At 73.3% G+C, this 26,063-nt stretch carries 23 protein-coding genes; 11 read left to right on the plus strand and 12 right to left on the minus strand.

Annotated elements, in window-relative coordinates:
- Positions 1–53: 53 nt before the first annotated feature.
- On the minus strand, positions 54–2,660 hold the full coding sequence (locus ACQY0Z_RS27760) for a CHAT domain-containing protein (protein WP_439812992.1): 2,607 nt from the start codon (positions 2,658–2,660) through the stop codon (positions 54–56).
- 127 nt (positions 2,661–2,787) lie between these two features.
- Between ACQY0Z_RS27760 and ACQY0Z_RS27765 the strand changes: the two genes are divergently transcribed.
- From ACQY0Z_RS27765 to ACQY0Z_RS27775, 3 genes are read left to right on the plus strand one after another with little or no spacing between them, the layout of a single operon-like run.
- Positions 2,788–4,221: a S8/S53 family peptidase gene (locus ACQY0Z_RS27765; RefSeq protein WP_254585815.1), complete on the plus strand. Its 1,434-nt coding sequence runs from the start codon at positions 2,788–2,790 to the stop codon at positions 4,219–4,221.
- A gap of 59 nt (positions 4,222–4,280) precedes the next feature.
- Positions 4,281–4,856: an RNA polymerase sigma factor gene (locus tag ACQY0Z_RS27770; RefSeq protein WP_189902935.1), complete on the plus strand. Its 576-nt coding sequence runs from the start codon at positions 4,281–4,283 to the stop codon at positions 4,854–4,856.
- Positions 4,853–5,359 carry a hypothetical protein gene (locus ACQY0Z_RS27775; RefSeq protein WP_254585816.1) on the plus strand — a complete coding sequence of 169 codons (507 nt, stop codon included), beginning with the start codon at positions 4,853–4,855 and terminating at the stop codon, positions 5,357–5,359. The genes ACQY0Z_RS27770 and ACQY0Z_RS27775 overlap by 4 nt, the downstream gene beginning before the upstream one ends.
- Positions 5,360–5,403: 44 nt before the next feature.
- On the opposite strand, the gene ACQY0Z_RS27780 is transcribed toward ACQY0Z_RS27775, so the two are convergent.
- The 5 genes from ACQY0Z_RS27780 to ACQY0Z_RS27800 form a co-directional block, all read right to left on the minus strand.
- Positions 5,404–6,195, minus strand: a complete 792-nt coding sequence (locus ACQY0Z_RS27780; protein WP_189902937.1) for an N-formylglutamate amidohydrolase — start codon at positions 6,193–6,195, stop codon at positions 5,404–5,406.
- 152 nt (positions 6,196–6,347) lie between these two features.
- Positions 6,348–8,567 (minus strand): NADP-dependent isocitrate dehydrogenase, encoded by a 2,220-nt coding sequence (locus tag ACQY0Z_RS27785; protein WP_189902938.1) that lies wholly within the window; start codon positions 8,565–8,567, stop codon positions 6,348–6,350.
- A 219-nt stretch (positions 8,568–8,786) separates the two neighbouring features.
- On the minus strand, positions 8,787–9,884 hold the full coding sequence (locus tag ACQY0Z_RS27790) for a mechanosensitive ion channel family protein (RefSeq protein WP_189902939.1): 1,098 nt from the start codon (positions 9,882–9,884) through the stop codon (positions 8,787–8,789).
- A gap of 223 nt (positions 9,885–10,107) precedes the next feature.
- On the minus strand, positions 10,108–10,872 hold the full coding sequence (locus tag ACQY0Z_RS27795) for a crotonase/enoyl-CoA hydratase family protein (RefSeq protein WP_439812993.1): 765 nt from the start codon (positions 10,870–10,872) through the stop codon (positions 10,108–10,110).
- A gap of 70 nt (positions 10,873–10,942) precedes the next feature.
- Entirely contained in the window at positions 10,943–11,872 is a 930-nt protein-coding gene (locus tag ACQY0Z_RS27800; protein WP_254585819.1) for a lysylphosphatidylglycerol synthase transmembrane domain-containing protein, read from the minus strand.
- 147 nt (positions 11,873–12,019) lie between these two features.
- Here ACQY0Z_RS27800 and ACQY0Z_RS27805 point away from each other — a divergent pair, with 147 nt between their 5' ends.
- The gene (locus ACQY0Z_RS27805) at positions 12,020–13,894 is read left to right on the plus strand and encodes an ABC transporter ATP-binding protein (protein ID WP_439812994.1); all 1,875 of its coding nucleotides are present in this window, start codon (positions 12,020–12,022) and stop codon (positions 13,892–13,894) included.
- Positions 13,895–14,036: 142 nt separating this feature from the next.
- Here ACQY0Z_RS27805 and secD read toward each other — a convergent pair whose 3' ends face one another.
- The 4 genes from secD to ACQY0Z_RS27825 all read right to left on the minus strand — a co-directional run bounded on the left by secD (position 14,037) and on the right by ACQY0Z_RS27825 (position 18,462).
- Positions 14,037–16,319 carry a protein translocase subunit SecD gene (gene secD, locus ACQY0Z_RS27810; protein WP_189902942.1) on the minus strand — a complete coding sequence of 761 codons (2,283 nt, stop codon included), beginning with the start codon at positions 16,317–16,319 and terminating at the stop codon, positions 14,037–14,039.
- Between the two features lie 66 nt (positions 16,320–16,385).
- Positions 16,386–16,808 (minus strand): hypothetical protein, encoded by a 423-nt coding sequence (locus ACQY0Z_RS27815; protein WP_189902943.1) that lies wholly within the window; start codon positions 16,806–16,808, stop codon positions 16,386–16,388.
- On the minus strand, positions 16,805–17,488 hold the full coding sequence (locus tag ACQY0Z_RS27820) for a response regulator (RefSeq protein ID WP_019521564.1): 684 nt from the start codon (positions 17,486–17,488) through the stop codon (positions 16,805–16,807). Before ACQY0Z_RS27820 ends, ACQY0Z_RS27815 begins: the two co-directional genes overlap by 4 nt.
- Entirely contained in the window at positions 17,485–18,462 is a 978-nt protein-coding gene (locus tag ACQY0Z_RS27825; RefSeq protein ID WP_189902944.1) for a HAMP domain-containing sensor histidine kinase, read from the minus strand. Before ACQY0Z_RS27825 ends, ACQY0Z_RS27820 begins: the two co-directional genes overlap by 4 nt.
- A 326-nt stretch (positions 18,463–18,788) precedes the next feature.
- On the opposite strand from ACQY0Z_RS27825, the gene ACQY0Z_RS27830 reads away from it, so the two are divergent.
- The 6 genes from ACQY0Z_RS27830 to ACQY0Z_RS27855 all read left to right on the plus strand — a co-directional run bounded on the left by ACQY0Z_RS27830 (position 18,789) and on the right by ACQY0Z_RS27855 (position 23,508).
- Entirely contained in the window at positions 18,789–19,112 is a 324-nt protein-coding gene (locus ACQY0Z_RS27830) for a TraR/DksA C4-type zinc finger protein (protein WP_439812995.1), read from the plus strand.
- Positions 19,113–19,157: 45 nt separating this feature from the next.
- Positions 19,158–19,526 (plus strand): TraR/DksA family transcriptional regulator, encoded by a 369-nt coding sequence (locus ACQY0Z_RS27835; protein WP_254585821.1) that lies wholly within the window; start codon positions 19,158–19,160, stop codon positions 19,524–19,526.
- Positions 19,523–20,326, plus strand: a complete 804-nt coding sequence (locus ACQY0Z_RS27840) for a rod shape-determining protein (protein ID WP_254585822.1) — start codon at positions 19,523–19,525, stop codon at positions 20,324–20,326. Before ACQY0Z_RS27835 ends, ACQY0Z_RS27840 begins: the two co-directional genes overlap by 4 nt.
- Before the next feature lie 264 nt (positions 20,327–20,590).
- Positions 20,591–21,214, plus strand: a complete 624-nt coding sequence (locus ACQY0Z_RS27845) for an Rv1733c family protein (protein ID WP_189902948.1) — start codon at positions 20,591–20,593, stop codon at positions 21,212–21,214.
- A gap of 237 nt (positions 21,215–21,451) precedes the next feature.
- The gene (locus tag ACQY0Z_RS27850; protein WP_254585823.1) at positions 21,452–22,474 is read left to right on the plus strand and encodes a glycoside hydrolase family 11 protein; all 1,023 of its coding nucleotides are present in this window, start codon (positions 21,452–21,454) and stop codon (positions 22,472–22,474) included.
- A 26-nt stretch (positions 22,475–22,500) separates the two neighbouring features.
- Positions 22,501–23,508: a polysaccharide deacetylase family protein gene (locus tag ACQY0Z_RS27855; RefSeq protein ID WP_254585824.1), complete on the plus strand. Its 1,008-nt coding sequence runs from the start codon at positions 22,501–22,503 to the stop codon at positions 23,506–23,508.
- A 54-nt stretch (positions 23,509–23,562) separates the two neighbouring features.
- Here ACQY0Z_RS27855 and ACQY0Z_RS27860 read toward each other — a convergent pair whose 3' ends face one another.
- The gene (locus ACQY0Z_RS27860; RefSeq protein WP_189902950.1) at positions 23,563–24,207 is read right to left on the minus strand and encodes a dienelactone hydrolase family protein; all 645 of its coding nucleotides are present in this window, start codon (positions 24,205–24,207) and stop codon (positions 23,563–23,565) included.
- 103 nt (positions 24,208–24,310) lie between these two features.
- On the opposite strand from ACQY0Z_RS27860, the gene ACQY0Z_RS27865 reads away from it, so the two are divergent.
- Positions 24,311–24,652 carry a DUF6343 family protein gene (locus ACQY0Z_RS27865; protein WP_254585825.1) on the plus strand — a complete coding sequence of 114 codons (342 nt, stop codon included), beginning with the start codon at positions 24,311–24,313 and terminating at the stop codon, positions 24,650–24,652.
- 376 nt (positions 24,653–25,028) lie between these two features.
- On the opposite strand, the gene ACQY0Z_RS27870 is transcribed toward ACQY0Z_RS27865, so the two are convergent.
- Positions 25,029–26,048, minus strand: a complete 1,020-nt coding sequence (locus tag ACQY0Z_RS27870) for a substrate-binding domain-containing protein (protein ID WP_189902951.1) — start codon at positions 26,046–26,048, stop codon at positions 25,029–25,031.
- Positions 26,049–26,063 lie beyond the last annotated feature (15 nt).

Here is a 26,063-nt window from a genome sequence, read left to right on the forward strand (position 1 = left end):
GATCACCGTGTCACCGAGCGCCAAGGGCCCGTACAGGCGGCCCTCACGCCCCCTCACGCCGCCCCGAACGCCGTGAAGGCCCACCCCGTGGCCCGGTGCAGGGCGTCGTCCGGCATTGCCGCCCGGGCGTCGCGCAGGGCCTCAGGGAGGGGGAGGCCCTGCGCCAGGCCCTCGTGCAGGGCGAGCATCAGGGGGACCACCGCCTCGTCGTTGACCGGGGCGCTGCACGCCACCACGCCCGCCGTGCCCAGCGGCAGCAACGCCGTGACCAGGCCCAGGAGTTCGTCCGCGCCGACCGTGGCGAAGCGGGCCGTGTCGCAGCAGGACAGGATGATGCGGTACGGGCTGCGGCCGAGCCGTTCGAAGTCGTGCACGATCAGCGGGCCGTCCGCCATCCGCAGCGAGGAGAACATGGGGCCGTCCGTACGGAACGTGCCGTGCGCCGCGATGTGCGCCAGCCCCGCCCCGTCCAGTTCCGCCAGCACCCGCGGCACCGACGCGTCCCGGTGCTCCAGCACCGTCGCGCCGCTGTACCGGGCGGCGAGCCGGGTCACCTCCGCGCCGCCCGTCGCCAGGCCCGGGCCCCGTACGAGCACCTTGCGTCCGCCCCACGGCGGCCGTGTCTCCCGCGCGCGCAGCCAACTGCTCGCCGACGGCGACACGCTGACGACCCGTTCGCGCAGCGACGGCAGCAGCGCCCACGGCACCCGGTGCAGCCGCCCCGGCGGCACGATCACCACCGGCCCGTCGCCCAGGTGTGCCGCGGCCGGCCCCAGCAGCAGCTCCTCCAGACGGCGGCCCGCAGCCTCCACCAGCGGCAGCCGTGCCTGCGCCCCCGGATGCGCCAGCCGCCGCAGGCCCGCCTGCACATGGTCGGCCTCCGTCTCGGCCGCCGTCAGCCGGCCCGCCTCGAACCGGCGCACCCGGCCCTGCCCGCACAGCAGCACCTGCACCCGCCCGTCGACCACCGCCAGCTCCACCAGCCGTACGCCGTCGCCCAGTTGGTCCAGCAGACGGCCCACGTCGAAGCGGGTGTCGTCGTCATGCGCCTCGCCCCGCATGTGCAGGGTGCGGGAGCGGATCGCCCGCTCCAGGCGGCGCTGCTCCCGCTCCAGGGCCGGCACCGGCCTGCCCTCCATCCGGGTCTCCTCGGCGCGCGCCGCGATCTCCCGGTAGGCGGTCATGTGGCTCAGCAGCTCCGGGTCGGCGGGCGGCCGCGTCGGCGGCGCGGACAGCACCGTGGCCCGCCAGCGTTCGCTCCACACCAGCAGCCGTCGCGGCCCGCCCGACCGCAGCGCGGCCTGCTGCGCCAGCGCCGCCAGCTCCGCGCCCTGCGCCGTGGCGCGCGCCCGCAGCTCCGAGGCGCCCAGCGTCATCCGGTGGTCGTCCAGCACGGCCAGCCCGCGCCGGCACGCCTCCAGCACGCCCCGCGTGGAACCGGCCGCCCGCGCGCGCAGCGCCTGCGCCGCCCAGCCCGTCATCCGCGCGAGCGGCGGCCCGCCCCGACGGCTGCGCGCGGCGACCGCCAGATACGGCTCCGCGTCCGCCGTCCGGCCCAGGTCCAGCGCGATCCGCCCGGCCAGCAGATACGCCTCCGGGGCGGTCGGAGCGCCCAGACCGGTCAGCCGCTCCGCCACCGCTGCCGCGTCCGCGACCAGCCGCCTCGACGCCTTCCCCGCCGCGTGCCGGGCCCCGAGCAGCACCAGCCGGGCGTGCGCCTCCCACCAGGTGCGCCGCTGGCCCGCGAACAGCCGCACGGCGAGCCCCGCGCGCGCCGTCGCCGTCGCCGGGTCGTCGGCCTGCCGGGCGGCCCGCGCCGCCGCCAGCAGCAGCTCCGCCTTGCGGGTCGACTGCCCGCCGATGGAGTCCAGTTCGGCGATCGCCGTGTCCGCCTCGGCCAGCGCCTCCGCCGCCAGACCGGCCGCCATCAGCACCTCGCAGCGCCGGATGCTCAGCATGAACGTCGGGGTGCCCAGCTTCGCGTACCGCTCCTCCGCCTCGTCCAGCAGCCGCAGCGCAGCCGGGACGTCACCGGAGCGGAACGCGGCCAGCCCGCGGCTCTCCACCGCGTCCGCCTTGTCGTGCTCCTGGTCCGTGACCGCCCACAGGTCCTCCGCCGACGCGAAGTCCGCCTCCGCCCGCTCCACCGCGCCCAGCGCCAGATGCACCGTCGCCCGCAGCGTCAGCGCCCGCGCCGTCCAGATCACGTCCCCGGCCTGCCGCAGCACCGGCACCGCTCGCCGTACGTCCTCCAGGGCCTCCTTGTGATGGCCCAGCACCCACCAGCAGTACGCCCGCCGGAACAGCACCCGCGCCCGGGTGTGGCCGGTGCCGCGCCGCACGCCCTGCCCCAGGGCGTCCAGGCCCTGCCGCGTGCGCCCCGAATGCACCAACGCGACCCCGAGCGTGGCGAGGACGTCCGCCTCCCGGTCCGCCGAACCCGCCCGCGCCGCCCAGTTCCGCGCCCGCCGCAGATGGCGCAGGGCGAGCCGCAGGTCCCCGAAGTCCCGCTGCCAGATGCCGATCACCTGATGCGCCACCGAGGCGTGCAGGGGCTCGGGGCGGTGCCGCAGCACGGACTCCGCCTTCGTCAGCGCCTCGTTCGGGGCGGCGAACACCAGCGGAAGGAGGTCCGGCACCGCGTCGCTTCCCGCTGTCACCTGCACGATGGTAGTGGTCCGCAACCACACCTCACAGGTACGGCGTTGTATCAGGCGACCGCCCCGGGACTCTTCTTCATGACAGCTCCGCGGCCCCGGCCCCCGTCGCCCCAGTGGAGGACATGCCATGCCACCTCAGCGCTTCCGTGAGCAGTTCCGGCAGATCCAGCGCTCCATGCCCGACGTCCCGCTGGCCATGGGACCCGACGACGCGGGGGAGTTCCTCTACGAGAAGGGCGTCGTCCTCGCCCGCGAGGGGGAGGAGGCGCAGGTCGTCGAGGACACCGTGCGCGGGCACTTCCGCACCTTCGCCGCCGGCGCCCCGGACCGCGTCCGCCGGCTCGGCCCCGCGGGCAACCGCTCCGGTGTCGTCCGCATCCAGGTGTCCGACCCCGGCGAGGGGGACGCGGCCGGTGACCCGGCCGTCGCGGGCGCGCTGCGCTCGCTCGCCGCCGTGGAGGGGCGTGCCGGACGCCGTATGGTCAGCCGCAACCACGTGGTGCACATCGCCGTCAACGCCTGCCCCGGCGACGAGCCGGTGCCCGTGGCGCGCGACGCCCGGCCCAACCCGGCCGTCGCCGGGACCGACGGCGAACCCGGCGAGGACGCCGCACGCGTCCTGGTCGTCGACACCGGCCTGATGCACGACTACCGCCAGTACCCGCCGCTCGCCCGCACCCACGGGGACTCCCAGGTCGCCGAGTGCGACGACGACGGGGTCCTGCGGCAGTACTGCGGACACGGCACGTTCATCGCCGGGCTGGTCGCCGCCGTCGCCCCGCACACCGACATCACCGTCAGCGGCGCCCTCAACGACGCGGGGGCGGTGCTGGAGCACGAGTTCGGCGAGAAGCTCTTCGACGCCGTCGAGGCGGGCGGCTGGCCCGACGTGCTCAGCCTCTCCGCCGGCACGACGAACGGCCGCACCGACGGGCTCCTCGGTGTCGACGCCTTCATGCGCGAACTGCGGCAGCGGCGCACCCTGTTGGTCGCCGCCGCGGGCAACAACGCCGGCGCCACGCCCTTCTGGCCCGCCGCCTACGCCGACCTGCCCGGCTACGAGGACGCCGTGCTGTCGGTCGGCGCGCTGCGCGCGGACGGCGAGTCCGGCGCCTGCTTCTCCAACCACGGCGGCTGGGTCAAGGCGTACGCCCCCGGCGAGCGGCTCACCAGCGCCCTGACGGGATTCCGGACGCCCGTCCCGTACATCTACCAGCACTCCACCTACGACTCCTGCCGCTACGGCTTCAGCTACGCCTGCACCTGCCACCACCCGCGCCACACAGGTGTGTTGAGCGAGGACGGCGGGTCCGCCAAGCCGGACCAGGTGATGTTCGAGGGGCTCGCCCAGTGGAGCGGCACCTCGTTCGCCACTCCCGTCGCGGTCGGGATGATCGCCGGCCACATGGCGGCACACGGTGAGCTCGACCCGCGCGCGGCCCGGCGGCAACTGCTCGACGCGGTGGACGAGTTCGTGGACGTGCGCGGGGCGCACAAGCCCGCGCTGCTGCCGCCGACCTGGAGTCCCGTACGCGTCCCGGCGCCCACCGCACGGCCATGACGGCCGGAACCATCCGCTCCACGGCGTACCATGACGTGCCGTACACGAGGGGTGGCACCGTGGAGCGTTCGGAAGTCGGCGCGTTGGTCCGGTCCGCAGTCGACGGCGACGCGGCGGCCTGGAAGGCGATCGTGGAGGGCCTGGGCCCGCTGGTCTGGTCCGTGGTGCGCGCGCACCGGCTGTCCGACGCGGACGCCCACGAGGTGTACCAGACCGTCTGGTTCCGCTTCACCCAGCATCTGGACCGCATCCGGGAGCCGGAGAAGGCGGGCTCCTGGCTGGCCAGCACCGCGCGCCACGAGTGCCTGAAGGTGCACCGGCAGGCGCGGCGGCTGGTCCTCACGGACGACCCGCAGATGCTCGACAGGGTGAGTGAGGGCGGGGAGCCCGAACAGGCCCTCCTGGAGACGGAGGAGGCCGCCGCGCACGGGGAGCGGGTGCGGCGGCTGTGGCAGGCGTTCGAGGAACTGGGCGAGCGGTGCAGGCAGTTGCTGCGGGTGCTGATCACGTCGCCGCCGCCCAGTTATCAGGAGGTGTCCGCCGCGCTCGACATCGCGGTGGGCAGTATCGGGCCGATGCGCCAGCGCTGTCTGCGCCGGCTGCGGGCCCGGCTGGAGGCACGGGGGACGGCATGAGCGACGACAACAGCGACGACATCAGCGGCGGCATCGGTGACGGCGGCACGGGCTTCGGCGACGGCCCCGGCGTCGAGGAGGAGCTGCTGGAGGAGGAACTGCGGCAGGCCGCGTCCCTCCTGGACCCGGTGCCCCCGCCACTGCTCCAGAGCGCGATCGACGCGTTCGCGCTGCGCGACCTGGAGGCACGGGTCGCCGAGCTGACCTTCGACTCGCTCGTCGACGCGATCCCCGTGCGGGGCGCGGCGGCGGCCCCGCGGATGCTGACGTTCAGCGCCGGCGGGACGACGCTGGACGTCGAACTGACGGAGGAAGGCATGATCGGCCAGGTCCTCCCCCCGTCCCCCGCCCGCATCGACATCCTGACGGGCCCCCGCCCGGCCACGACGACCACGGCCGACGACATGGGCCGCTTCACGGCACCGGTGACCCCGTCGGGCCCCTTCGCCCTCCGCCTGCACACGCCGGGCGAGGTGGTCATGACGGAGTGGCTCCGCGCCTGACGTCGGCCCGGTCGCGGGCCGCGGGGAGGCGGCCCGCGGCCGGCTCACACCGCGTCGACGAGTGACGCCAGCGCCGACGCCAGACGCGTCACCCCTTCGTGAGCCGGCCCGCCCGGTTCCGTCATGTACGTGTCCCGGCGGATCTCCACCATCAGGGCCGTCACCTCCGCCCGCTCGCCGTAGTACTTCAGCGGGACGTACGTGCCCGCGAACGGGCTGTCCAGGCCCGTCTCGCCGCACTTCGCGAACGCCTCCCGTGCCGCCTCCAGGAGGGCCGGCGGGGTGTGGAAGGGGTCCGTGCCGAGGCACACCTCGGGGCGGGGGCCGGTGCCGTGGAGTTCGTAGGGGAGCGGGGCCGTCGGGTACGAGTGCACGTCGACGATCACGCAGCGTCCCGTCGCCGCGAGCCGGTCCGTGACCGCTTCCGTCATCGCCTGCGCGTACGGGTGGAAGTACCGCTCGACCAGCGGGCCCGCGTCGAAGCCGTCGGGGCGGAGCACGTCCTTGTGCGTGGTCCGCGTGTAGACCGCGCCCATGCCGACGGCCAGCATCTCCTCCCGCTCGTCCGGGAACCGCTCCGGGTCCACGACCAGCCGCGACAGCCGGTTCACGAAACGCCACGGCGTGACTCCGGCCGTCCGGGCCGCCTCCTCGGCGATCGTCGCGGTGTGCGCGTCGGTGATGTGGTCCAGCTCGCGCTCCAGCGCGGGGTCGTCCAGGACGATCCCGGACCGCGCGTCCGCCGGTATCTCCCGCGCCGAGTGCGGCACATGCAGGATCACGGGGGAGGCGGGGTCGCCGGGGAGGAGGTCGAACGAGGGCGGCACGACGGTCATGCGCTGCTCCAAAGGTGCTGTCGGTGAAGAAGACGTACGACGGTCAAGGTGCCACACGCCTCTGACAACGCCCCCTCGTCCATGCCCCCTCGACATGGCTCCGCCCCGGCCGGGCGGGTCGCCGGCCGGGGCGGAGCTCAGAGTCGTCCGGTTCAGCTCAGGGACGCCAGCGCCTCGTTCCACGTGGCGGACGGGCGCATGACCGCGGAGGCCTTCGCCGGGTCGGGCTGGTAGTAGCCGCCGATGTCGGCCGGCTTGCCCTGGACGGAGATCAGCTCCTCGACGATCTTCGCCTCGTTGGCCGCGAGGGTCTCGGCGAGCGGCGCGAACGCCTTCGCGAGGTCCGCGTCCTCGGTCTGCGCGGCCAGCTCCTGCGCCCAGTACAGGGACAGGTAGAAGTGGCTGCCGCGGTTGTCGATGCCGCCGAGACGGCGGGTCGGGGACTTGTCCTCGTTGAGGAACGTCGCCGTGGCGCGGTCCAGGGTGTCGGCGAGCACCTTGGCGTGCGCGTTGCCCGTGGTCGAGGCGTACTGCTCGAAGGACGGCACCAGCGCGAAGAACTCACCGAGGGAGTCCCAGCGCAGGTAGTTCTCCTTGATCAGCTGCTGCACGTGCTTCGGCGCCGAGCCGCCCGCGCCCGTCTCGAAGAGGCCGCCGCCCGCCATCAGCGGGACGACCGACAGCATCTTGGCGCTGGTGCCCAGCTCCAGGATCGGGAACAGGTCGGTCAGGTAGTCGCGCAGCACGTTGCCGGTGACCGAGATGGTGTTCTCGCCGCGGCGGATGCGCTCCACCGACAGCTTGGTCGCCGCGACCGGGTCGAGGATCCGGATGTCCAGGCCCTCGGTGTCGTGCTCCGGCAGGTACTGCTTGACCTTGGCGATCAGGTTGGCGTCGTGCGCGCGGGTCTCGTCCAGCCAGAAGACGGCCGGGTCACCGGTGGCGCGGGCGCGGGTCACGGCCAGCTTCACCCAGTCGCGGATCGGCGCGTCCTTGGTCTGGCAGGCGCGGAAGATGTCACCCGCGGACACGGCCTGCTCGAGGACGACGTCGCCGTTCCGGTCGACCAGGCGGACGGTGCCGGTGACGGGGATCTCGAAGGTCTTGTCGTGGCTGCCGTACTCCTCGGCCTTCTGCGCCATCAGACCGACGTTCGGGACCGAGCCCATGGTGGACGGGTCGTAGGCGCCGTGGGCGCGGCAGTCGTCGATCACGGCCTGGTAGACGCCCGAGTACGACGAGTCCGGCAGGACCGCCAGGGTGTCGTGCTCCTGGCCGTCCGGGCCCCACATGTGGCCGGAGGTGCGGATCATGGCCGGCATCGAGGCGTCCACGATGACGTCCGAGGGGACGTGCAGGTTGGTGATGCCCTTGTCGGAGTCGACCATCGCCAGATCCGGGCCCTCGGTGAGCTCGGCGTCGAAGGACGCCTTGATCTCGGCGCCCTCGGGCAGGTTCTCCAGGCCCTTGTAGATGCCGCCCAGACCGTCGTTCGGGGTGAGACCGGCGGCGGCGAGCTTGTCGCCGTACTTCGCGAACGTCTTCGGGAAGAAGGCGCGCACCACGTGGCCGAAGATGATCGGGTCGGAGACCTTCATCATCGTGGCCTTCAGGTGCACGGAGAACAGCACGCCCTCCTGCTTGGCGCGGGCGACCTGCTCGGTCAGGAACTCGCGCAGCGCGGCCACGCGCATCACGGAGGCGTCGACGACCTCGTCCTTGAGCACCGGCACCGACTCGCGCAGCACGGTGGTGGAGCCGTCGTCGCCCTTGAGCTCGATGCGCAGGGCGCCGTCCTCGGCGATCACGACGGACTTCTCGGTGGAGCGGAAGTCGTCCTGGCCCATCGTGGCGACGTTCGTCTTGGACTCGGGGGTCCAGGCGCCCATGCGGTGCGGGTGGGCCTTGGCGTAGTTCTTCACCGAGGCGGGGGCGCGGCGGTCGGAGTTGCCCTCACGCAGGACCGGGTTCACGGCCGAGCCCTTGACCTTGTCGTAGCGGGCCTGGATCTCCCGCTCCTCGTCGGTCTTCGGGTCGTCCGGGTAGTCCGGCAGCGCGTAGCCCTTGCCCTGCAGCTCGGCGATCGCGGCCTTGAGCTGCGGGATCGACGCCGAGATGTTCGGCAGCTTGACGATGTTGGCCGCGGGCGTCTTCGCCAGCTCGCCGAGCTCGGCGAGGGCGTCCGGGATGCGCTGGTCCTCGGTGAGGTACTCCGGGAACACGGCGATGATGCGCCCGGCGAGCGAGATGTCCCGCGTCTCCACGGCGACACCCGCCTGCGAGGCGTAGGCCTGGACCACCGGCAGGAAGGAATACGTCGCCAGGGCCGGGGCCTCGTCAGTGTGCGTATAGATGATGGTCGAGTCAGTCACCGGGTGCTCCGCTCCACGTCTGCAACATTGCTCGACATCAAGATATCTTGTGGCGGCCCCATGCTCGACAGGGGTCCACGCCGAGTATTCCGGCAGGGCCGCGTCAGGGGCGCGGGGAACCGTGCGAACGGGGTCCGGGGCGGAGCCCCGACCACCCGCCGAAGGCGGGTGCGCCGGGCCGCGGCGGCGCTGACACGCGCCACGGCCCGGGGACGACCGTCAGACCGGCCGCCCGGTGATCATGTCGTCCGCGGCCGCCGCCCCGTCCCGCTGGGACGGAATCAGCACCGTCCCCTGCTGAAGGGCGACCGTCCGCGCCGGCGACGGAATCCGGATCCCCTCCTCGCGGTAGCGCCGGTGCAGCCGCTTGATGAACTCGTGCTTGATCCGGTACTGGTCGCTGAACTCCGCCACGCCCAGGATCACGGTGAACCCGATGCGCGAGTCGCCGAAGGTGTGGAACCGCACCGCCGGTTCGTGCTCCGGCACCGCCCCGGTGATCTCGGTCATCACATCGGCGACGACCTCCTTCGTCACCCGCTCCACGTGCTCCAGGTCGCTGTCGTACGACACGCCGACCTGGACCAGGATGGTCAGCTGCTGCTGGGGCCGCATGAAGTTGGTCATGTTCGTCTTGGCGAGCTGGCCGTTGGGGATGACCACCAGGTTGTTGGACAGCTCACGGACGGTCGTCTGGCGCCAGTTGATGTCCTCGACGTACCCCTCCTCGCCGCTGCTCAGACGGATGTAGTCGCCCGGCTGCACGGTCTTGGAGGCGAGGATGTGGATGCCCGCGAACAGGTTCGCGAGCGTGTCCTGGAGCGCCAGCGCCACCGCCAGACCGCCCACGCCGAGGGCGGTGAGCAGCGGCGCGATGGAGATGCCCAGCGTCTGCAGCCCGATGAGGAAGCCGATCGCGAGGACCAGGATCCGGGTGATGTTCACGAAGATCGTCGCCGAGCCGGCCACGCCGGACCGGGACTGGGTGACCGAGCGCACCAGGTCCGCCACCACCCGGGCGGTCGCCACGGTCGCGACGAGGATCACCAGGAGGGTCAGCACCTGGTTGGTCGTGTGCTGCACCGTCCGGGTCAGCGGCAGCGCCGCCGCCGCGGAGGCCGTGCCGCCCGCGACGGCCGCCCACGGGGCGACCGTACGCAGGGCCTCCACCATGATGTCGTCGCCGCGCCATGCGGTGCGCTCGGCGTGCCGGGCCAGCCAGCGCAGCGCCATACGGAGCAGGAACGCCGCCAGCAGACCGGCGGCGAGGGCGATTCCGGCGTGCACCAGATCGTCCACGGTGAGGGAGCGGGTCACCGCCCACCTCCCGCGCACCCCTGGGCCGACGGCCGCCTCTCCTGGGCGGAGAGCCGTATGTGAAGTCGTGTCACGTGAAGTCACCTGCTCGAGGTATACGGAATCCACGGTGCCGCACCCGCGTTGACCTGCGGGGGCACCGTCGCTCATCCTGCCGTATCCCGCAGGGGGGTTCGTACCGCGCGGGGTGCCCGGGCCTGCGTTCGGCCGGTTCCGGGCGGTCTCACACCCCGTCGAAGGAGCCGTGCCGCCCCGCCCCCGACGTGAACCGGGCCGCGCCTTCCAGGCTCTCCGCCAACACGGCCGCCCCGTGCCGCAGTTCGGCCGCGAGCGCCTCCTCTTCGCCCAGCCCCTCCTGCTCCAGCACCGACGCGCGGTCCGAGCGCAGGCACGCCTGCGGGAACCGGGCCAGGGACGCGGCCAGTTCCTCCGCCTCCGCGCGGGCCCGCCCCACCGGCACCACCCGGTTGGCCAGCCCCATCGCGTACGCCTCGTCGGCCGGCACCGGACGCCCGGTCAGGATCATGTCCATCGCCCTGCTCACGCCGATCAGACGGGGCAGCCGTACCGTGCCGCCGTCGATCAGCGGCACCCCCCAGCGGCGGCAGAACACCCCGAACACGGCGTCCTCCTCGGCCACCCGCAGGTCGCACCAGAGCGCCAGCTCGAGACCGCCCGCCACGGCGTGCCCGGACACCGCCGCGATCACCGGCTTGGACAGCCGCAGCCGGGTCGGGCCCATCGGTCCGTCGCCGTCCTCGGCGACCCGGTTGGCGCGCTCCGTGCCCAGCGCCTTCAGGTCGGCGCCCGCGCAGAACGTGCCGCCCTCGCCCCACAGCACCGCCGCCCGTGCCTCGTCGTCCGCCTCGAACGCGCCGAAGGCGTCGGCCAGTTCGGCGGCCGTCGGCCCGTCCACCGCGTTGCGTGCCTCGGGGCGGGAGAGCACCACCGTGGTGACGGCTCCCCGGCGTTCGATCCGTACCGGCATGACGTGGTCCCTTCCGTGAGTGGACCGGGACCCTACCCGCCCGACGTTCCCACCTCACCCGTCCCGCACGTCAGATCACCCTCGACCGCACCAGCGCCGCCAGGGTCAGCGCGCCCGGCAGCAGCGGCAGCCACACCGTCAGCAGCCGGAACACCACCACGACCGCCGTGGCCACCGCCGCCGCCCCGCCGGCCGCCACCAGCGCCACGACGAGTGCCGCCTCCACCGAGCCGATCCCGCCCGGCGTGGGCACCAGCGCCACCGCCACCGTCGCCGCGAGGTATGCCACCGCCAGGTGCGCGGACGGGACCGCGAGCCCGAACGCCCGTGCCACCAGCACCAGTACGCCCGCCTGGAGCGCCGGGAAGGCCAGCGCGCCGCCCCACAGCGCCAGCGCCCGCGCGGGCCGGGCGTGCACCGACCGCGCCTCGCCCAGCGCCGTCCGCAGGAACCCGGCCACCACCGTCCGCACCCGCCGTACGGCGGCGAGCGCGCCGATGACGAGGACGAGCACCGCGCCCGCCGCGAGGAACGGCCCGGCCGGCGCCTCGTCCGGCAGCAGCGACCCGAACGGCAGCGCGTCGGGGAACGCCACCAGCAGCGCGGCCAGCAGCCCCACCCGCCCGACGCTCTCCGCCAGCAGATACAGCGCCAGCGCGGCCGAGGACCGGGCCGTGCTCAGCCCGCACACCGTCATGAACCGAAGGTTGACCGCGCTCGCCCCCAGCCCGGTGGGGAGCAGATGGTTCGCCGCGCCCGCCGCGAACTGCGTGGCCACCAGCCGCCGTCCGGGCAGCCGTTCGAGCACCGCGCCCTGCCGGGTGCACGCGGCGGCCGGCCAGGTCAGACACGTCAGACCGGCCGCGGCCAGCAGCCATGGCCACCGGGCGGTCGTCACCAGACCCAGCCCCTCGGCCAGCACCTCCCGCTGCCGTACGGCGACCACGGCCACGAGCAGCAGCGGCAGCACGCACAGCACCCGTCGGATCGTCACCGTCATGTTCACGGAGGATGAACGACGGGTGCGAACGGAGAGTTGCGAGGAGCGGGACGCCGGGGGACGGGCGTTGTCGGCATCCGCCGGCCGAGGCGGCGTACCGGGCGCGGCCTTGACCTCAATCATGGTTGAGGTCCTAGCGTCGCCGTCATGAGCATGGAAACCACCGCGTGGGCGCAACTGCGCAGCGTCATGACCGCCGAGGACGAGCGCCGGCCCGTCACCCGGGACACCCTGCGCCGCATCGGCGCCTTCGCCCGCCCGCACCGCCGCAAGCTGATCCTGTTCCTGCTGCTCGGCACGGCGACCGCGGCGCTCGCCGTGGCCACGCCCGTGCTCGCCGGGCGGGTGGTGAACACGATCGTGTCCGGCGGCGACCCGGACTCGGTGGTGCGTCTGGCGCTGCTCATCGCGCTGATCGCGGTGGTGGAGGCGGCCCTCGGCGTGCTGGGCCGCCGGCTGTCGGCGGCGCTCGGCGAGGATCTCATCCTGGGGCTGCGGACGGCGGTCTTCGACCACGTGCAGCGGATGCCGGTCGCGTTCTTCACACGCACCCGTACGGGAGCGCTCGTCTCCCGTCTCAACAACGACGTCATCGGAGCGCAGCGGGCGTTCAGCTCCACCCTGTCCACCGTGGTCGCCAACGTCGTCACGCTGGTGCTGACGCTGGGCGTGATGCTCACGCTGTCCTGGCAGATCACCCTGCTGGCGTTGGTCCTGCTCCCCGTGTTCGTGATCCCGGCGCGGCGGATGGGCCGCAGGATGGCCGGACTTCAGCGTGAGGCCGCCACGCTCAACGCGGCGATGGGGACGCGGATGACGGAGCGGTTCTCGGCGCCCGGCGCCACCCTGGTGAAGCTGTTCGGGCGGCCCGAGGAGGAATCCGAGGAGTTCGCGGTACGGGCGCGGCGGGTGCGGGACATCGGCGTGCGGACGGCCACCGCCCAGACGGTGTTCATCACCGCCCTCACGCTCGTCTCCGCCCTCGCCCTCGCGCTGGTCTACGGCCTCGGCGGCCGGCTCGCCCTCTCCGGCGCCCTCGACGCCGGCGCGGTGGTCGCGCTCGCCCTGCTGCTCACCCGCCTCTACGCGCCCTTGACTTCGCTGGCCGGGGCGCGGGTGGAGGTCATGAGCGCGCTGGTGAGCTTCGAGCGGGTCTTCGAGGTGCTGGACCTCGACCCGCTGATCCGGGAGAAGCCGGACACCCGCGAGGTGCCGGAGGGGCCGGTCGCCGTGGAGTTCGACGACGTCCGCTTCGGCTATCCGTCCGCCGACAAGGTCTCCCTCGCCTCCCTGGAGGAGGTCGCCGCCCTCGACACACGCGGCGGCGAGGAGGTGCTGCACGGCATCTCCTTCCGCGCCGAACCCGGGCAGACCGTCGCCCTCGTCGGCTCCTCAGGCGCCGGCAAGTCGACGGTGGCGTCCCTGCTGCCGAGGCTGTACGACGTCGACGCGGGGGCGGTCCGCGTGGGCGGGGTCGACGTACGGGACCTGAACGCGGCGTCGCTGCGGGCCACGGTCGGGATGGTGACGCAGGACGGTCACCTCTTCCACGACACGGTGCGCGCGAACCTGCTGCTGGCGCGGCCGGACGCGGGCGAGGAGGAACTGTGGGACGCGTTGCGGCGGGCGCGTCTGGACGCGCTGGTGCGGGAACTGCCGGACGGGCTCGACACGGTCGTGGGGGAGCGGGGGTACCGGCTGTCGGGCGGGGAGCGGCAGCGGATGACGATCGCGCGGTTGCTGTTGGCGCGGCAGCGGGTGGTCGTCCTCGACGAGGCGACGGCTCATTTGGACAACACGTCCGAGGCTGCGGTGCAGGAGGCTTTGGGGGAGGCGCTGGTGGGGCGGACGGCTGTGGTGATCGCGCACCGGCTGTCGACCGTGCGGGACGCCGATCTGATCCTCGTGGTCGAGGGTGGGCGTGTGGTGGAGCGGGGCTCGCACGGGGAGCTGCTGGAGGCGGGTGGGCGGTATGCGGAGTTGTATCGGACGCAGTTCGAGGGGGACGCGGTGGTTGTGTGACGGGGGGTTGGGGTTGCTGTTCTGCGCAGTTCCCCGCGCCCCTGGGGTCGCAGTGTCTGCGGGCCGGTGGGGGTTGCCCGCGCAGTTCCCCGCGCCCCTGAAGGGGGATGCAGGCGGGACCAGCCGCCTGCACCCCCCCGTGTCACACCTCGGTCGTCGTCCGTTCCCGTCGCGGGATCGGTTTGCGGGGGGTGGTTCCGCGGGGCCGCTTGCCGCTGCCCGCCTGGGTGTTCAGCTCGATTGCCAAGGGCGATGCCGTCAGGACCGACGAGTACGTGCCCACGACCATGCCGATCAGCAGGGCCAACGCGAAGTCCGTCAGGGAGTCTCCGCCCAGCAACGCCAGCGCGGCGAGGATGAAGATCACGCCGATGCCCGTGTTCACCGTGCGCGGGACCGTCTGCAGGATCGCCTGGTTGGTGACCTGAGCCAGCGGCGCCTTCGCGTCCTTGCGCCACAGTTCGCGGATGCGGTCGAAGACCACCACGGAGTCGTTCACCGAGTAGCCGATCACGGTGAGCAGCGCCGCCAGGAACACGCCGTCGACGGGCTTGCCCAGCCAGGCGAAGATGCCGGTGAGGATCACCACGTCGTGCGCCAGCGCCGCCACCGCGCCCGTGCCGAACATCCACCGGAAACGTACGGCCAGATACAAGAGTTGCGCGACCAGGGCGAGGCCCAGCGCGAGCAGTGCGTTACGGCGCAACTCGTCGCCCAGGCTCGGGCCGATCAGTTCGTCGCGGACCTTCTCCGCACCGCCGCCTACCTCGGCGACGGTCTCGGCGACCTTCACCGCCTCCTCGTTGGACAGCTCCTCGGTGCGCACGGTCAGGCCGTTGTCGCCGGAGGACTGCACGACCGCCTGCGGGAAGCCCGCGTCGGCGAGCGCGGCCCGGGCCCGGTCCGGGTCGACCGTCTGCTCGGTGGAGTACTCGATCAGCCGGCCGCCCGTGAACTCCACGCCGAAGTTCAGCCCGCGTACGACGATGCCCGCGGCGGCGACGGCCAGGACCACCGCCGACACCGCCAGCCAGCGGCGGGGGCGGCGCATCAGCTGCGGGTCGCGGCGGGTGAGGTAGGCGCGGACCCGGCCCACGGAGGCCAGGCCGGTGACCGCGGGACGCCGGTGCACCCAGCGGCGCGCCACCGCGAACTCGGCGAGCACCCGGGTGATCACCAGGGCGCTGATCATGGACGCCAGCACACCGATGCCGAGCGTGACGCCGAAACCCTTCACCGGGCCGGACGCCAGCACGAACAGCAGGGCCGCCGCGATCAGCGTGGTCACGTTGGAGTCCGCGATCGCGCTGAACGCGCCCTTGAAACCGGCGGTCAGGGCGGAGCGGCCACTGGGCCGGTTGCGCTTGGCGTACTCCTCCCGGGCGCGTTCGAAGACCAGCACGTTCGCGTCGACGGCCATGCCGATGGCCAGCACGAAACCGGCGAGGCCGGGCAGCGTCAGCGTCGCGCCGAGGGCGGCGAGTCCGGCGTAGGAGATCAGGCCGTAGCAGAGCAGGGCCACGATGGCGAGGAGGCCCATCAGGCGGTAGACGACGATGACGAACAGCGCCGTGAGGGCGGTGCCGACGACGGCGGCCCAGGCGCTGGCGCGGATGGCCTCGGCGCCCAGCGTCGGGCCGACGGTCCGCTGCTCCACCGTCTCCACCGGCACCGGCAGCGCGCCGCCGTGCACCAGCAGCGCGAGCTCCTTCGCCTCGTCGCTGGTGAACGAACCGGTGATCTGCGTGGACCCGCCGGTGATGCCGGCGCCGCAGGCCACGGACGGGTCGACCTGCGGCGAGGAGATGATCTTGTTGTCGAGGACGATGGCCACGCGGCGCTGCGGGTCGCCCGCCGGGTGGCAGGCGGCCTCACCGGTCAGCCGGGCCCAGCCCTTGCCGTCCTCGAAGTCGACGGTGACGTGCCAGCCGGCGCCGCTCTGCGGGTCGAAGCGGGACTCGGCGCTCTTGACGTCCTGGCCGCTCAGCGCGGCCTTGCCGAGGTGCAGCCGCTCGCCGGACTCGTCGGGGAGCACCCGCTCCCCCTGCGGCAGCTTCTTCGCGTCGGCCGTGCCCGGTCCCTTGACCGGGTGCACGGAGAGCTGCGCGGTGCGGCCGAGCACGTCGGCGGCCTTCCTCGGGTCCTGCACGCCCGGCAGCTCGACGATGATCCTCTGGTCGCCGGAACGGACGATGGTGGGCTCGGCGACGCCGAGCGCGTCGACGCGGCCGCGCAGCACCTCCAGCGTGCGGTCGGTGGCCTCGGCGTCGGCCTTCAGCGTCTCGGTGGAACGGGTCTCCAGCACGATCTGGGTGCCGCCCCGCAGATCCAGTCCGAGACGGACCGGGACGGTGACGGCGACGAACACGGACACGGCGATCACGGCGAGCGCGAACAACGCCCTGACGCGGGCGGGACGTTTCACAGATGCCTCCAGCAAGGCACACGCGCCCGTCGGAGGGGCACGCGGAAAGTAGGAAAAGAAGACGGCTCAGGTGCTGGAGGCGGCGGGTGGCGCCCGCCCCAGGTCCGCCGGGACGTGCGCGGCGGCGGGCGGCGCGTGACCGGCCGACGGCGCGGGACGCGCGGGCCGCGGCGGGACGCGCGGGGTGTACGGGGGCGTGAAGAGGAGGGGACCGGCGGCCGTGTCGCGCTCGCCGGCGTCCCGCTCCGGCCGGGCGAGCACCGTACGGGCGGCGACGTACGCCTCGTCGCTGCGCGGCTGCGTGCCGGAGGAGTAGGTGGGAGTGCCGGGGGACGCCGGGAAGTAGGCGGGGCCCGCAGCGACGGCGGACGCGGGGGCCGCGCCCGGGGTGAAGCCCAGGGTCAGCAGCACGGCCGCGAACGCGGCCAGCACGGCCGCGGCGGCCCTCAGCGGAAACCGGGCGGCACGGCCCGGGACGTAGGCGGTCAAGGCTCGACGAGCCCCGCGCGGATGGCGTACCGGGTCAGCTCCAGACGGTCCCGCAGACCCAGCTTGTGCAGCAGGTTCTCCCGGTGCCGCTGCACCGTCTTGACGCTGATGAACAGCAGCTCCGCGATCTCCTTCGACGAGTGGCCCTCGGCGACCAGCTTCAGCACCTCCTCCTCGCGCGGGGTGAGCAGCTGCTCGGGCGCCTCCTCGCCGTGCCGCACCCGGTCCAGGTAGTTGCGGATCAGGGCCGTCACCGCCCCCGGGTACAGGAACGGCTCGTCCCGCATCGCCGCGCGGCAGGCGGCGACCAGGTCACGGTCGGCGACGGACTTCAGCACGTAGCCGCCCGCCCCCGCCTTCAGCGCCTGGAACAGGTACTGCTCGTTGTCGTGCATCGTCAGCATCAGGATGCGCAGCCCCGGCTTCAGCGAGGTCAGCTCCCGCGCCGCCTGCAGACCGGTCAGCCGCGGCATGGCGATGTCCAGCACCGCGAGGTCCACGTCGTGGGTGCGGGCCATGGCGATCGCCTCGGCCCCGTCGCCCGCCTCCGCGACCACCTCCAGGTCCGGCTCCCGGTCGAGGATGAGCCGGACGCCCCGCCGCACCAGCGCGTGGTCGTCGGCGAGGAGGATGCGGATCTTCTCCGCGGGGCGGTCGGCGTGGATGTCCTGGTCGTTCATGACTGCTTCCTGACGGCCGGCACGGTCAGCCGGATTCGGGTACCGGTTCCTGTCGCGGAGACCTCGTCCGGGCTCCAGATGTCCAGCGTGGCCCCGATCAGCAGGGCCCGTTCACGCATTCCGCGAAGTCCCGCGCCCTCCCGGGCGGCGCCGATGCCGCGCCCGTCGTCGGCGACCTCCAGCACGACGGTCTCCTCGTCGCCGTACAGGGACACCTCCACCCGGCGGGCCTCGGCGTGCCGGGCCGCGTTGGTGAGGCTCTCCTGCGCCACCCGGTAGATCACCAGCTCCGTCTCCTGGTCCAGGGCGGGCAGGTCCGGGTCGAAGCGGCGCACCACCCGCAGCCCGGTGTGCGTGGAGAACTCCGTCGCCAGCGACGTCACCGCGCTCACCAGACCCAGGTCGTCCAGTACCCCGGGGCGCAGCCGGCGCACCAGCCGCCGTACCTCGTCCAGGCTGCCCCGGGTGATCTCCTGCGCCTGCAGCAGCTCCTCGCGCAGCGGCTCCGACGCCTCGTCGGACGCCCGCTTCAGGGCCAGCAGCACGGCCGTCATGCTCTGCCCCACCTCGTCGTGCAACTCCTGGGCGATACGGCGCCGCTCACCTTCCTGGGCGAGGATCGCGCGGGCGCTGCTCGCGGCGCGCTCACCCTCCAGACGCTCCAGCATCGCGTTGAACGCGCTCACCAGCCCGGCCACCTCACCGCCGCCCCGCACGGGCAGCCGCTGGCCGGGGCGCAGCAGGTCGACGGTGGTCATCAGCCGGGTCACCCGGTCCAACGGGGCCAGACCGATGCGCAGCAGCGCCGCGTTGGCGACGAGCATCACCACGAGACCGCCGACGAGAATCACCGCCTCCGTCAGCAGCACCGGCACGGACACGGTCACCGGAGCCCACAGCAGCAGCGCCGTGGCGCTGCCGAGCACCACGGCGTTCAGACCGAAGATCCGCCAGTACAGGGACACGGAGGTCACGCCTTCCTCTTTCTCGTCTGCCTCTACTGTCGGTCACCGCGCCCCCTGATGCGGCAGCGACCCCCTGGTCCCGGCGGACACCGGCCAGCCTGCCCCGCCCGCCGCGCCGCGGTCGATGGGCCGCATGCCCCATTTCCCGCCGACCGGCGGACCCATGCCGCACGGGGTGGGTCCTCCGACCCCGCACAGATGGGTCCCGCGCCCAATGGGAAGCGGGGCGGGCCCGGGCCATGGTGGAAGCGTCATGCCGTACGGCCTCACGCCGTACGGCTTCGAGTCGTACGCCTGTACGTCTCCCGTGTCTCTTACGTCTCCAGGAGGACCACGTGTCGCTCGACCTGCCCCGCACCGACCCCCGTGCCGCGAACCTCGCCGCGGACGAGGTCCGCCGGCGCCTGGAGCACGCCCGGACAACCAGGCTCGCGCAGCTCAAGGCGCTGGACGAAACCGGGACGAGCCCGGGCGACCACCTGATGTCGAACCAGAAGGACGCCATCAAGCGCGTCCTGCGGGAGATCGAGGAGGCCTTCGCACGCGTCGAGGCCGGCACCTACGGCACCTGCCTGGGCTGCTCGAAGCCGGTACCGCCGGAGCGGCTGGAGATCCTCCCGCACACCCGGTACTGCGTCGGCTGCCAGCGCGCGGCCTGACCGCACCCTCACGTCCGTCCGCCCCCGCTCTGCCCGAGAGGTGCAGTGGTGACCCATCAGACCATCGGCGAGCACGACGAGGTCCTCAGCGCCGAGGACCTCGCCGAGCTCCGTGAGAACCTGCACGAGCAGCTGCTGTTCCGCCGGGAACAGCTGCGGCAGTTCGCCACGGCGAGCCGCGCCGACGACCGCCGCGTCCGCGAGGACGCGGCGCAGGTCGAGGTCGGCGTCAAACTCGCCGCGTCGGCCCGCATGGTGCTCGCCGACGTCGAGGAGGCGCTGGCCCGGATGGACTCCGGTGCCTACGGCGTCTGTCACCTCTGCCGCCGCCCGGTGGAGCGCCATCGCCTGCTGGTCGTACCCCAGGCCCGCTACTGCGGGCGTTGCCAGCAGGTGCGCGAGGCCGGCCGGTGACCGTGATCCGGCACCCCCGGCCGGTCCCCCTGCGGCACCGGTACCGGCCGCTGTGCAGGCGCTGCCCAGGTCTCGCTCTCGACCTGGGCAGCGCCCGCACCCGCGCGTTCATCGCGGGACGCGGCATGGTCCTGGACGTGCCCACCGTGACGTTCCCCGGCTCGGGCGCCGTCCACCCCGTGCAGCGCGGCGCCATCGTCGACACCCCCGGCACCGCCCGCATGCTGGAGCGGCTGCTGGGCCACCGCCTGCCGAGGCTCGGCCGCCCGCTGGTCGTCGTCACCTCCCCGGTGCTCGACGGTCCCGCGTTCCGCGCCGCGGCCCGTACGGCCGTGGAGGTGCTCCGCCCGCGCGCCGTACTGACGGTCCCCGGCGCGAGGGCGGTCGCGCTGGCCGCCGGCGCCGACCATGTCCGGCCGCTGCTGGTGGCGGACATCGGCGCGCACCTCACCGAGGTGGTGCTGCTCGCCGACGGCGCGGTCACCGACGCCCGGCGCACCGCGCTGGGCACCACCGACCTGTCCGACGGCACACCGCCGGAGCTGATCACCGACGCGGTGGTCGGCATGGTGACGGAGATGCTGCGGCAGGACCGCACCTCCCTCACCCGCACCGCCCTGCGCCGCGGTCTGCTGCTGGCCGGCGGGGGAGCGCTGCGCCCCGAGATCACCGGCGGGCTGCCGGGCGGCCTCAACTGCGCGGTGCAGCCGGTGCCGTCGCCGCACACCGCCGCGGTGCGCGGGGCGGCGGGACTGCTGGCGGTGGCACATCGGCATCCGTCGGTCGACGGGGTGCTCTGACCGGCCTGTGCCGGGCCGGCCGGCCTGCGTTTCACCGGCCGGCCGGTGCCTGGCCCGCCTGTGCCGGGCGCACTCACCTGCCCGGCCGAGCGGCCTGGGCCGGACCGACCGGCCCGCGCAAGGCCGGCCCGCGCAAGGCCGGCCCGCGCAAGGCCGGCCCGGGCAAGGCCGACCCGCGCAAGGCCGACTCACCTGCCCGGCCGAGCGGCCCCCGCTGGGCCGGCCGGCCTCCGCCTGCGACCGCTATCGGAAAGGAGCCATGACGTGGCGGGCACCGTACCTCCGCCGCAGCCGCCCCCCGGACCGCCGCCGCGCCCGCTGTTCTGGCCCTGGCGGCCCAACCCGCTGCGCCGCCGCACCGACACCGTGCGGGCCTGGCTGGGGCTCGGCGTGCTGCTCGCCGTCCTGGCCGTGGCGCCCGTGGCCGGCGCCCTGGTGGGCGACGCCGCGCACCGCCACTACCAGGACGTCGCGCGTCACCAGCAGCAGACGCGCCACCTCGCCGACGCCACCCTCGTCCACGACGCGCCCCGGCACCCCGAGCCGGGCTCGGACGAGGAGAAGAAGACGCGCTACCCGGTCGAGGTCCGGGTCGTCACCCGCGAGGGACGCACCCGCACCACGCGCGCGGAGGTCCCGCCCGGGCTGACCGCCGACAGCGTCGTCAGCATCTGGATCACCTCCGACGGCGAGGCGACCGACGCACCCCTCACCGGCAGGGAGGTCCGCAGCCGCGCCGTGGGCTGGGCGCTGCTCGCCGCGATCGGCGTCGCCCTCGCGGGCGCCGCCGTGCACACCGTCACCGGTCTCGTCCTGCACCGCCGCAACCTCGCCCGCTGGGCCGCCGCCTGGGCGGAGACAGCTCCGCGCTGGACGACGCCGACCTGATGCGAAAGTTTCGTACGCGCTTGATCGATCTTCGACCCAGCGCCCGGTGACCTGTCGCCGCTTCACATCCCAGGTGCCTCCACTCGGCCTTTGAACTGGTCAGATAGCGGCGGACCCTGATCCGGGGTCACTCGAACTTTTCGAAACTCTCACCGAAACCGTTGACGGTTGACGTGCTCGGACCAACACTGTCACGGCATCGACCTCCCCATCGAGCCGTAACAGGAGGCGTCACCCATGCATGTGTCCGTACCCCCCGGCGGCCGCAGACGCGGCCGACTGATCATGAGCGTGAAGAGCGTCTGGACGATCGCTCTCGCCGCGCTCACCGCACTGCTCCTCACCACCGGCACGGCGACCGCCGCCCCCGTCATCTCCACCAACCAGACCGGCACCAACAACGGCTGGTGGTACTCCTTCTGGACCGACTCCCAGGGCACCGTCTCCATGGACCTGGGCTCCGGCGGCAGTTACAGCACCCAGTGGAGGAACACCGGCAACTTCGTGGCCGGCAAGGGCTGGAGCACCGGAGGACGCAAGACCGTCAACTACTCCGGCAGCTTCAACCCGTCAGGCAACGCGTACCTGACGCTGTACGGCTGGACCACCAGCCCGCTGATCGAGTACTACATCGTCGACAACTGGGGCACCTACCGGCCCACGGGTGAGTACAAGGGCACCGTCACCACCGACGGCGGCACGTACGACATCTACAAGACCACCCGGTACAACGCCCCCTCCATCGAAGGCACCCGCACCTTCGACCAGTACTGGAGCGTCCGGCAGCAGAAGCGCACCGGCGGCACCATCACCAGCGGCAACCACTTCGACGCCTGGGCCGGCAAAGGCATGAACCTGGGCAGCCACAACTACATGATCATGGCCACCGAGGGCTACCAGAGCAGCGGCAGCTCCAACATCACCGTGAGCGAGGGCTCCTCCGGCGGTGGTGGCGGAGGCGGCGGTGGCGGTGGAGGCGGTGGAGGCGGCAACGGCGGCTGCACCGCGACCCTGTCGGCCGGCCAGCAGTGGGGCGACCGCTACAACCTCAACGTCTCGGTGAGCGGCTCGAGCAACTGGACCGTGACCATGCGGGTCCCGTCCCCCGCCAAGGTCTCCGCCACCTGGAACGTGACCGCTTCCTACCCAGACAGCCAGACCCTCGTCGCGCGGCCCGACGGCAACGGCAACAACTGGGGCGCGACCATCCAGACCAACGGCAACTGGACCTGGCCGTCGGTGTCCTGCAGCGCCGGCTGACCTTCGTACGAGGAGGACCCCCACACATGAGCACCGGAAATCGACAGCACGTCACCCGGTACCTGGTCCCGGGTGTGGCTGCCGCCGCACTGACCGTGGCAGCCACCGTGACCACGGGCGCCGGCGCCGCACCCGCACAGGCGGCCGCCTGCAACGGGTACGTCGCGCTCACCTTCGACGACGGCCCGTCGGCCGGCAGCACCATGAACCTGCTCAACGCGCTGAAGCAGAACGGCCTGCGGGCCACCATGTTCAACACGGGCCAGAACGCCGCCGCCAACCCCTCGCTGGTCAAGGCCCAGGCGGACGCGGGGATGTGGGTCGCCAACCACAGCTACACCCACCCGCACATGACCCAGCTGAGCCAGTCCCAGATGGAGTCGGAGATCTCCCGCACCCAGCAGGCGATCGCGAGCGCCGGGGGCGGCACACCCAAGCTGTTCCGCCCGCCCTACGGCGAGACCAACTCCACCCTGCGCTCGGCGGAGGCCAAGTACGGTCTGACGGAGGTCATCTGGGACGTCGACTCGCAGGACTGGAACAACGCGAGCACCGACGCCATCGTGCAGGCCGCCTCCCGGCTGAACGACGGGCAGGTCATCCTGATGCACGACTGGCCGGCGAACACCGTCGCCGCCATCCCGCGGATCGCGCAGAACCTCGCCTCCCGCGGGCTGTGCGCTGGCATGATCTCCCCGCAGACCGGCCGGGCGGTCGCCCCCGACGGTTCCGGCGGCGGGGGAGGGGGCGGCGGAGGCGGCGGCAACGGCTCCTGCACCGCCACCCTGTCCGCGGGCAGCGTCTGGGGCGACCGGTACAACCTCAACGTCGCGGTGAACGGCTCCAACAACTGGACCGTGACGATGAACGTGCCGTCCCCGGCGAGGGTGCTGAGCACCTGGAACGTCACCACCTCCTACCCCAGCAGCCAGACGCTCGTCGCCCGGCCGAACGGGAGCGGGAACAACTGGGGGGTGACGATCCAGACCAACGGCAACTGGAACTGGCCCACGGTCTCCTGCAGCACGAGCTGAGCAGGTCGGGTGAGCCGCGGTGCGTGTGGTCGCCGCGGCTCACCTCGGGCGCCTTCACTTCAGGTGTTCGGTGAACCACCCGGCGGCCAGCTCCGCCACCCTCTCCAGGGCGCCCGGCTCGCCGAACAGGTGGGTGGCGCCCGGCACCACGTCCAGCCGGTGCGGCGCGGACAGCCGCTGGGCGGCCTGGCGGTTGAGTTCCAGCACCTCGGTGTCCGCGCCGCCCACCACCAGCAGCACCGGGCACGCCACCAGGGGCAGCGCGTCGCCCGCCAGGTCGGGGCGTCCGCCGCGTGAGACGACCGCTGACACCCGCCGGGGCCGCTCCGTCGCCGCGACCAACGCCGCCGCCGCGCCCGTACTGGCCCCGAACAGCCCCACCGGCAGGTCCACCGCGTCCGTCCGGTCCTCCAGCCAGTCCACGGCGTGCGCCAGGCGGCCCGCGAGCAGGCCGATGTCGAAACGGTGCCGGCCCGTCGCCGCGTCCTCGTCCTCCTCCGCCGCCGTCAGCAGATCCAGCAGCAGCGTGCCGCACCCCGCCCTGCGCAGCACCCCGGCAACGGCCCGGTTGCGCGGGCTGAGCCGCGAACTGCCGCTGCCGTGCGCGAACAGCACCACACCGCGCGCCCCCACGGGGATCTCCAGATCACCACGCAGGGCCGCGGCTCCCGACGGAACCGTCACCGACGCGCTCACCATGCCCGGCCACCTCCTCCGGCCACTCCGGTCCGGTCCACCGGGTACCCGGTTTGCCGCCCGCGACCGGGGGCTACCCGATGGGGGGACGAGGCGAAGGAGGTGCATGGACGTGCCCGACAGCCGTCCCGGATCCAGCCGCGAGCCGGTTCCCCGTGCCCGCTCGGGGATGGTGGGCCGCAGGTACCCGCGCACCGGCACCGAGCCGGTCACCGCGCGCAGCCCCCTGAAACTGCGGCTGCTGCTGGCCTCCGTCTTCCTGCCGCTCTTCGTCGCGGGAACGGTGCTGTTCGCGGTGTGGGCGGCGGACTCCGCCCCCGGCGACAGCCCGGGCAGCGGCCCACTGACACTCCTCGCCGTGATCTGCGGCGTCCTCGCCCTGACGGCCGCGCTGGACCTCACGGTCGTGCTGCGCCGCCTGCGCCGGGAGCGGGGCGCGGCGGAGTGACCGGCGCCGGCTGCCCGGTGGGCGGTGATGTGCCGGGCGCGGTGCGGGGGCGTTCCGGCAGTGGCGCGGGACGTCACGGTGGTGCTGCGCCGCCTGCGCCGCCTGCGCCGGGAACGGGGCGCGGCGGAGTGACTGGCGCCGGCCTCTCCGGTGGGCGGTGATGCGTTGCGCACGTGGCGCTGCGAAGCCGCCGGGGCGGCCGGGCCGTACGCGGCGGTCGCCCTCTGCCGCGTGCGCCGGCAGGCGGCTGCTCCACGGTGACTCGCGTCGGCTTCCGGCAGGACCGTGCTGCGCCGCACGCGGCGTGGCGGGACGGCCGGGTGACTTGCCGCGCCGTACCTGCCCGCGGTGCCGCGCCTCGGCGCAGGGAAGGGCGTCAGCCCTCCAGCACAGCCGTGCTCTGCCGCACCACCAGATGCGTCGCCAGCTCGATCCGCTGGGCGGGCCCGTCCGGGTCGTCCGGGCGCAACAGCATGCGGGAGGCCTCCTCCGCCATGTGCCGCAGCGGCTGGTGGACCGTGGTGAGGGGCGGGCTGGACCACTGGGCGAGCGGTACGTCGTCGTAGCCCACGACCGAGAGGTCCTCCGGCACCCGCAGGCCCTTCACCCGCGCCGCCTCCAGCACGCCCAGCGCCTGGAGGTCGCTGCCCGCGAAGATCGCCGTGGGCCGGTCGGGGCTCTCCAGCAGCTCCATGGCCCGCTCGAAGCCGCCCTGGACGTGGAAGTCGCCGAAGCGGGTCAGCCGCGGGTCCACCTCCAGGCCCGCCATCGCCATGGCCGAGCGGTAGCCGTCGAGGCGCGCCAGCGAGCACAGCATGTCGTTGGGGCCGGTGATGATGGCGATGCGCCGGTGGCCGCGCTCGGTGAGGTGCCGGGTCGCGGCAAGACCGCCGGCCCAGTTGGCGGAGCCGACCGACGGCACGTCCGGGTCGGGGTCGCCCGCCGGGTCGATGACGACGAACGGGATGGCGGCCGCCCGCAGTTGGCGCTTGATGTCCTGCGGCAGGCTGGAGAACACCAGCACCACGCCCAGCGGCCGCCGCTGCAGCACGCCCGGCAGCCAGTCCGGGTCGGGGGTGTGCCGGGTGCCGCTCTCGGTGAGCACGACCGTCGCGCGATTCTCTTTCGCGACGTTCTCCACGCCCCGTATCAGCTCCATCGCCCACACGCTCTCCAGCTCGTGGAACACGATCTCGATGAGCGGATAGCGGGCCGCGGGCTGCACCCTCCGCCGGTAGCCGTGCAGGTCCAGCAGCCTCTCCACCTTCGCACGCGTCGCGCGTGAGACATCCGAACGGCCGTTGAGCACCTTCGAAACTGTCGGCATCGACACCCCGGCCTCTTTCGCTACCGCAGCCAGGGTGACACGCCCGCTCGCCTCGTCGTCTTCACGCATACCCGCAGGATAGAG

Origin of the sequence: Streptomyces sp. P9-2, from assembly GCF_051903975.1 — a bacterium.
Taxonomy (GTDB): domain Bacteria; phylum Actinomycetota; class Actinomycetes; order Streptomycetales; family Streptomycetaceae; genus Streptomyces; species Streptomyces cellulosae.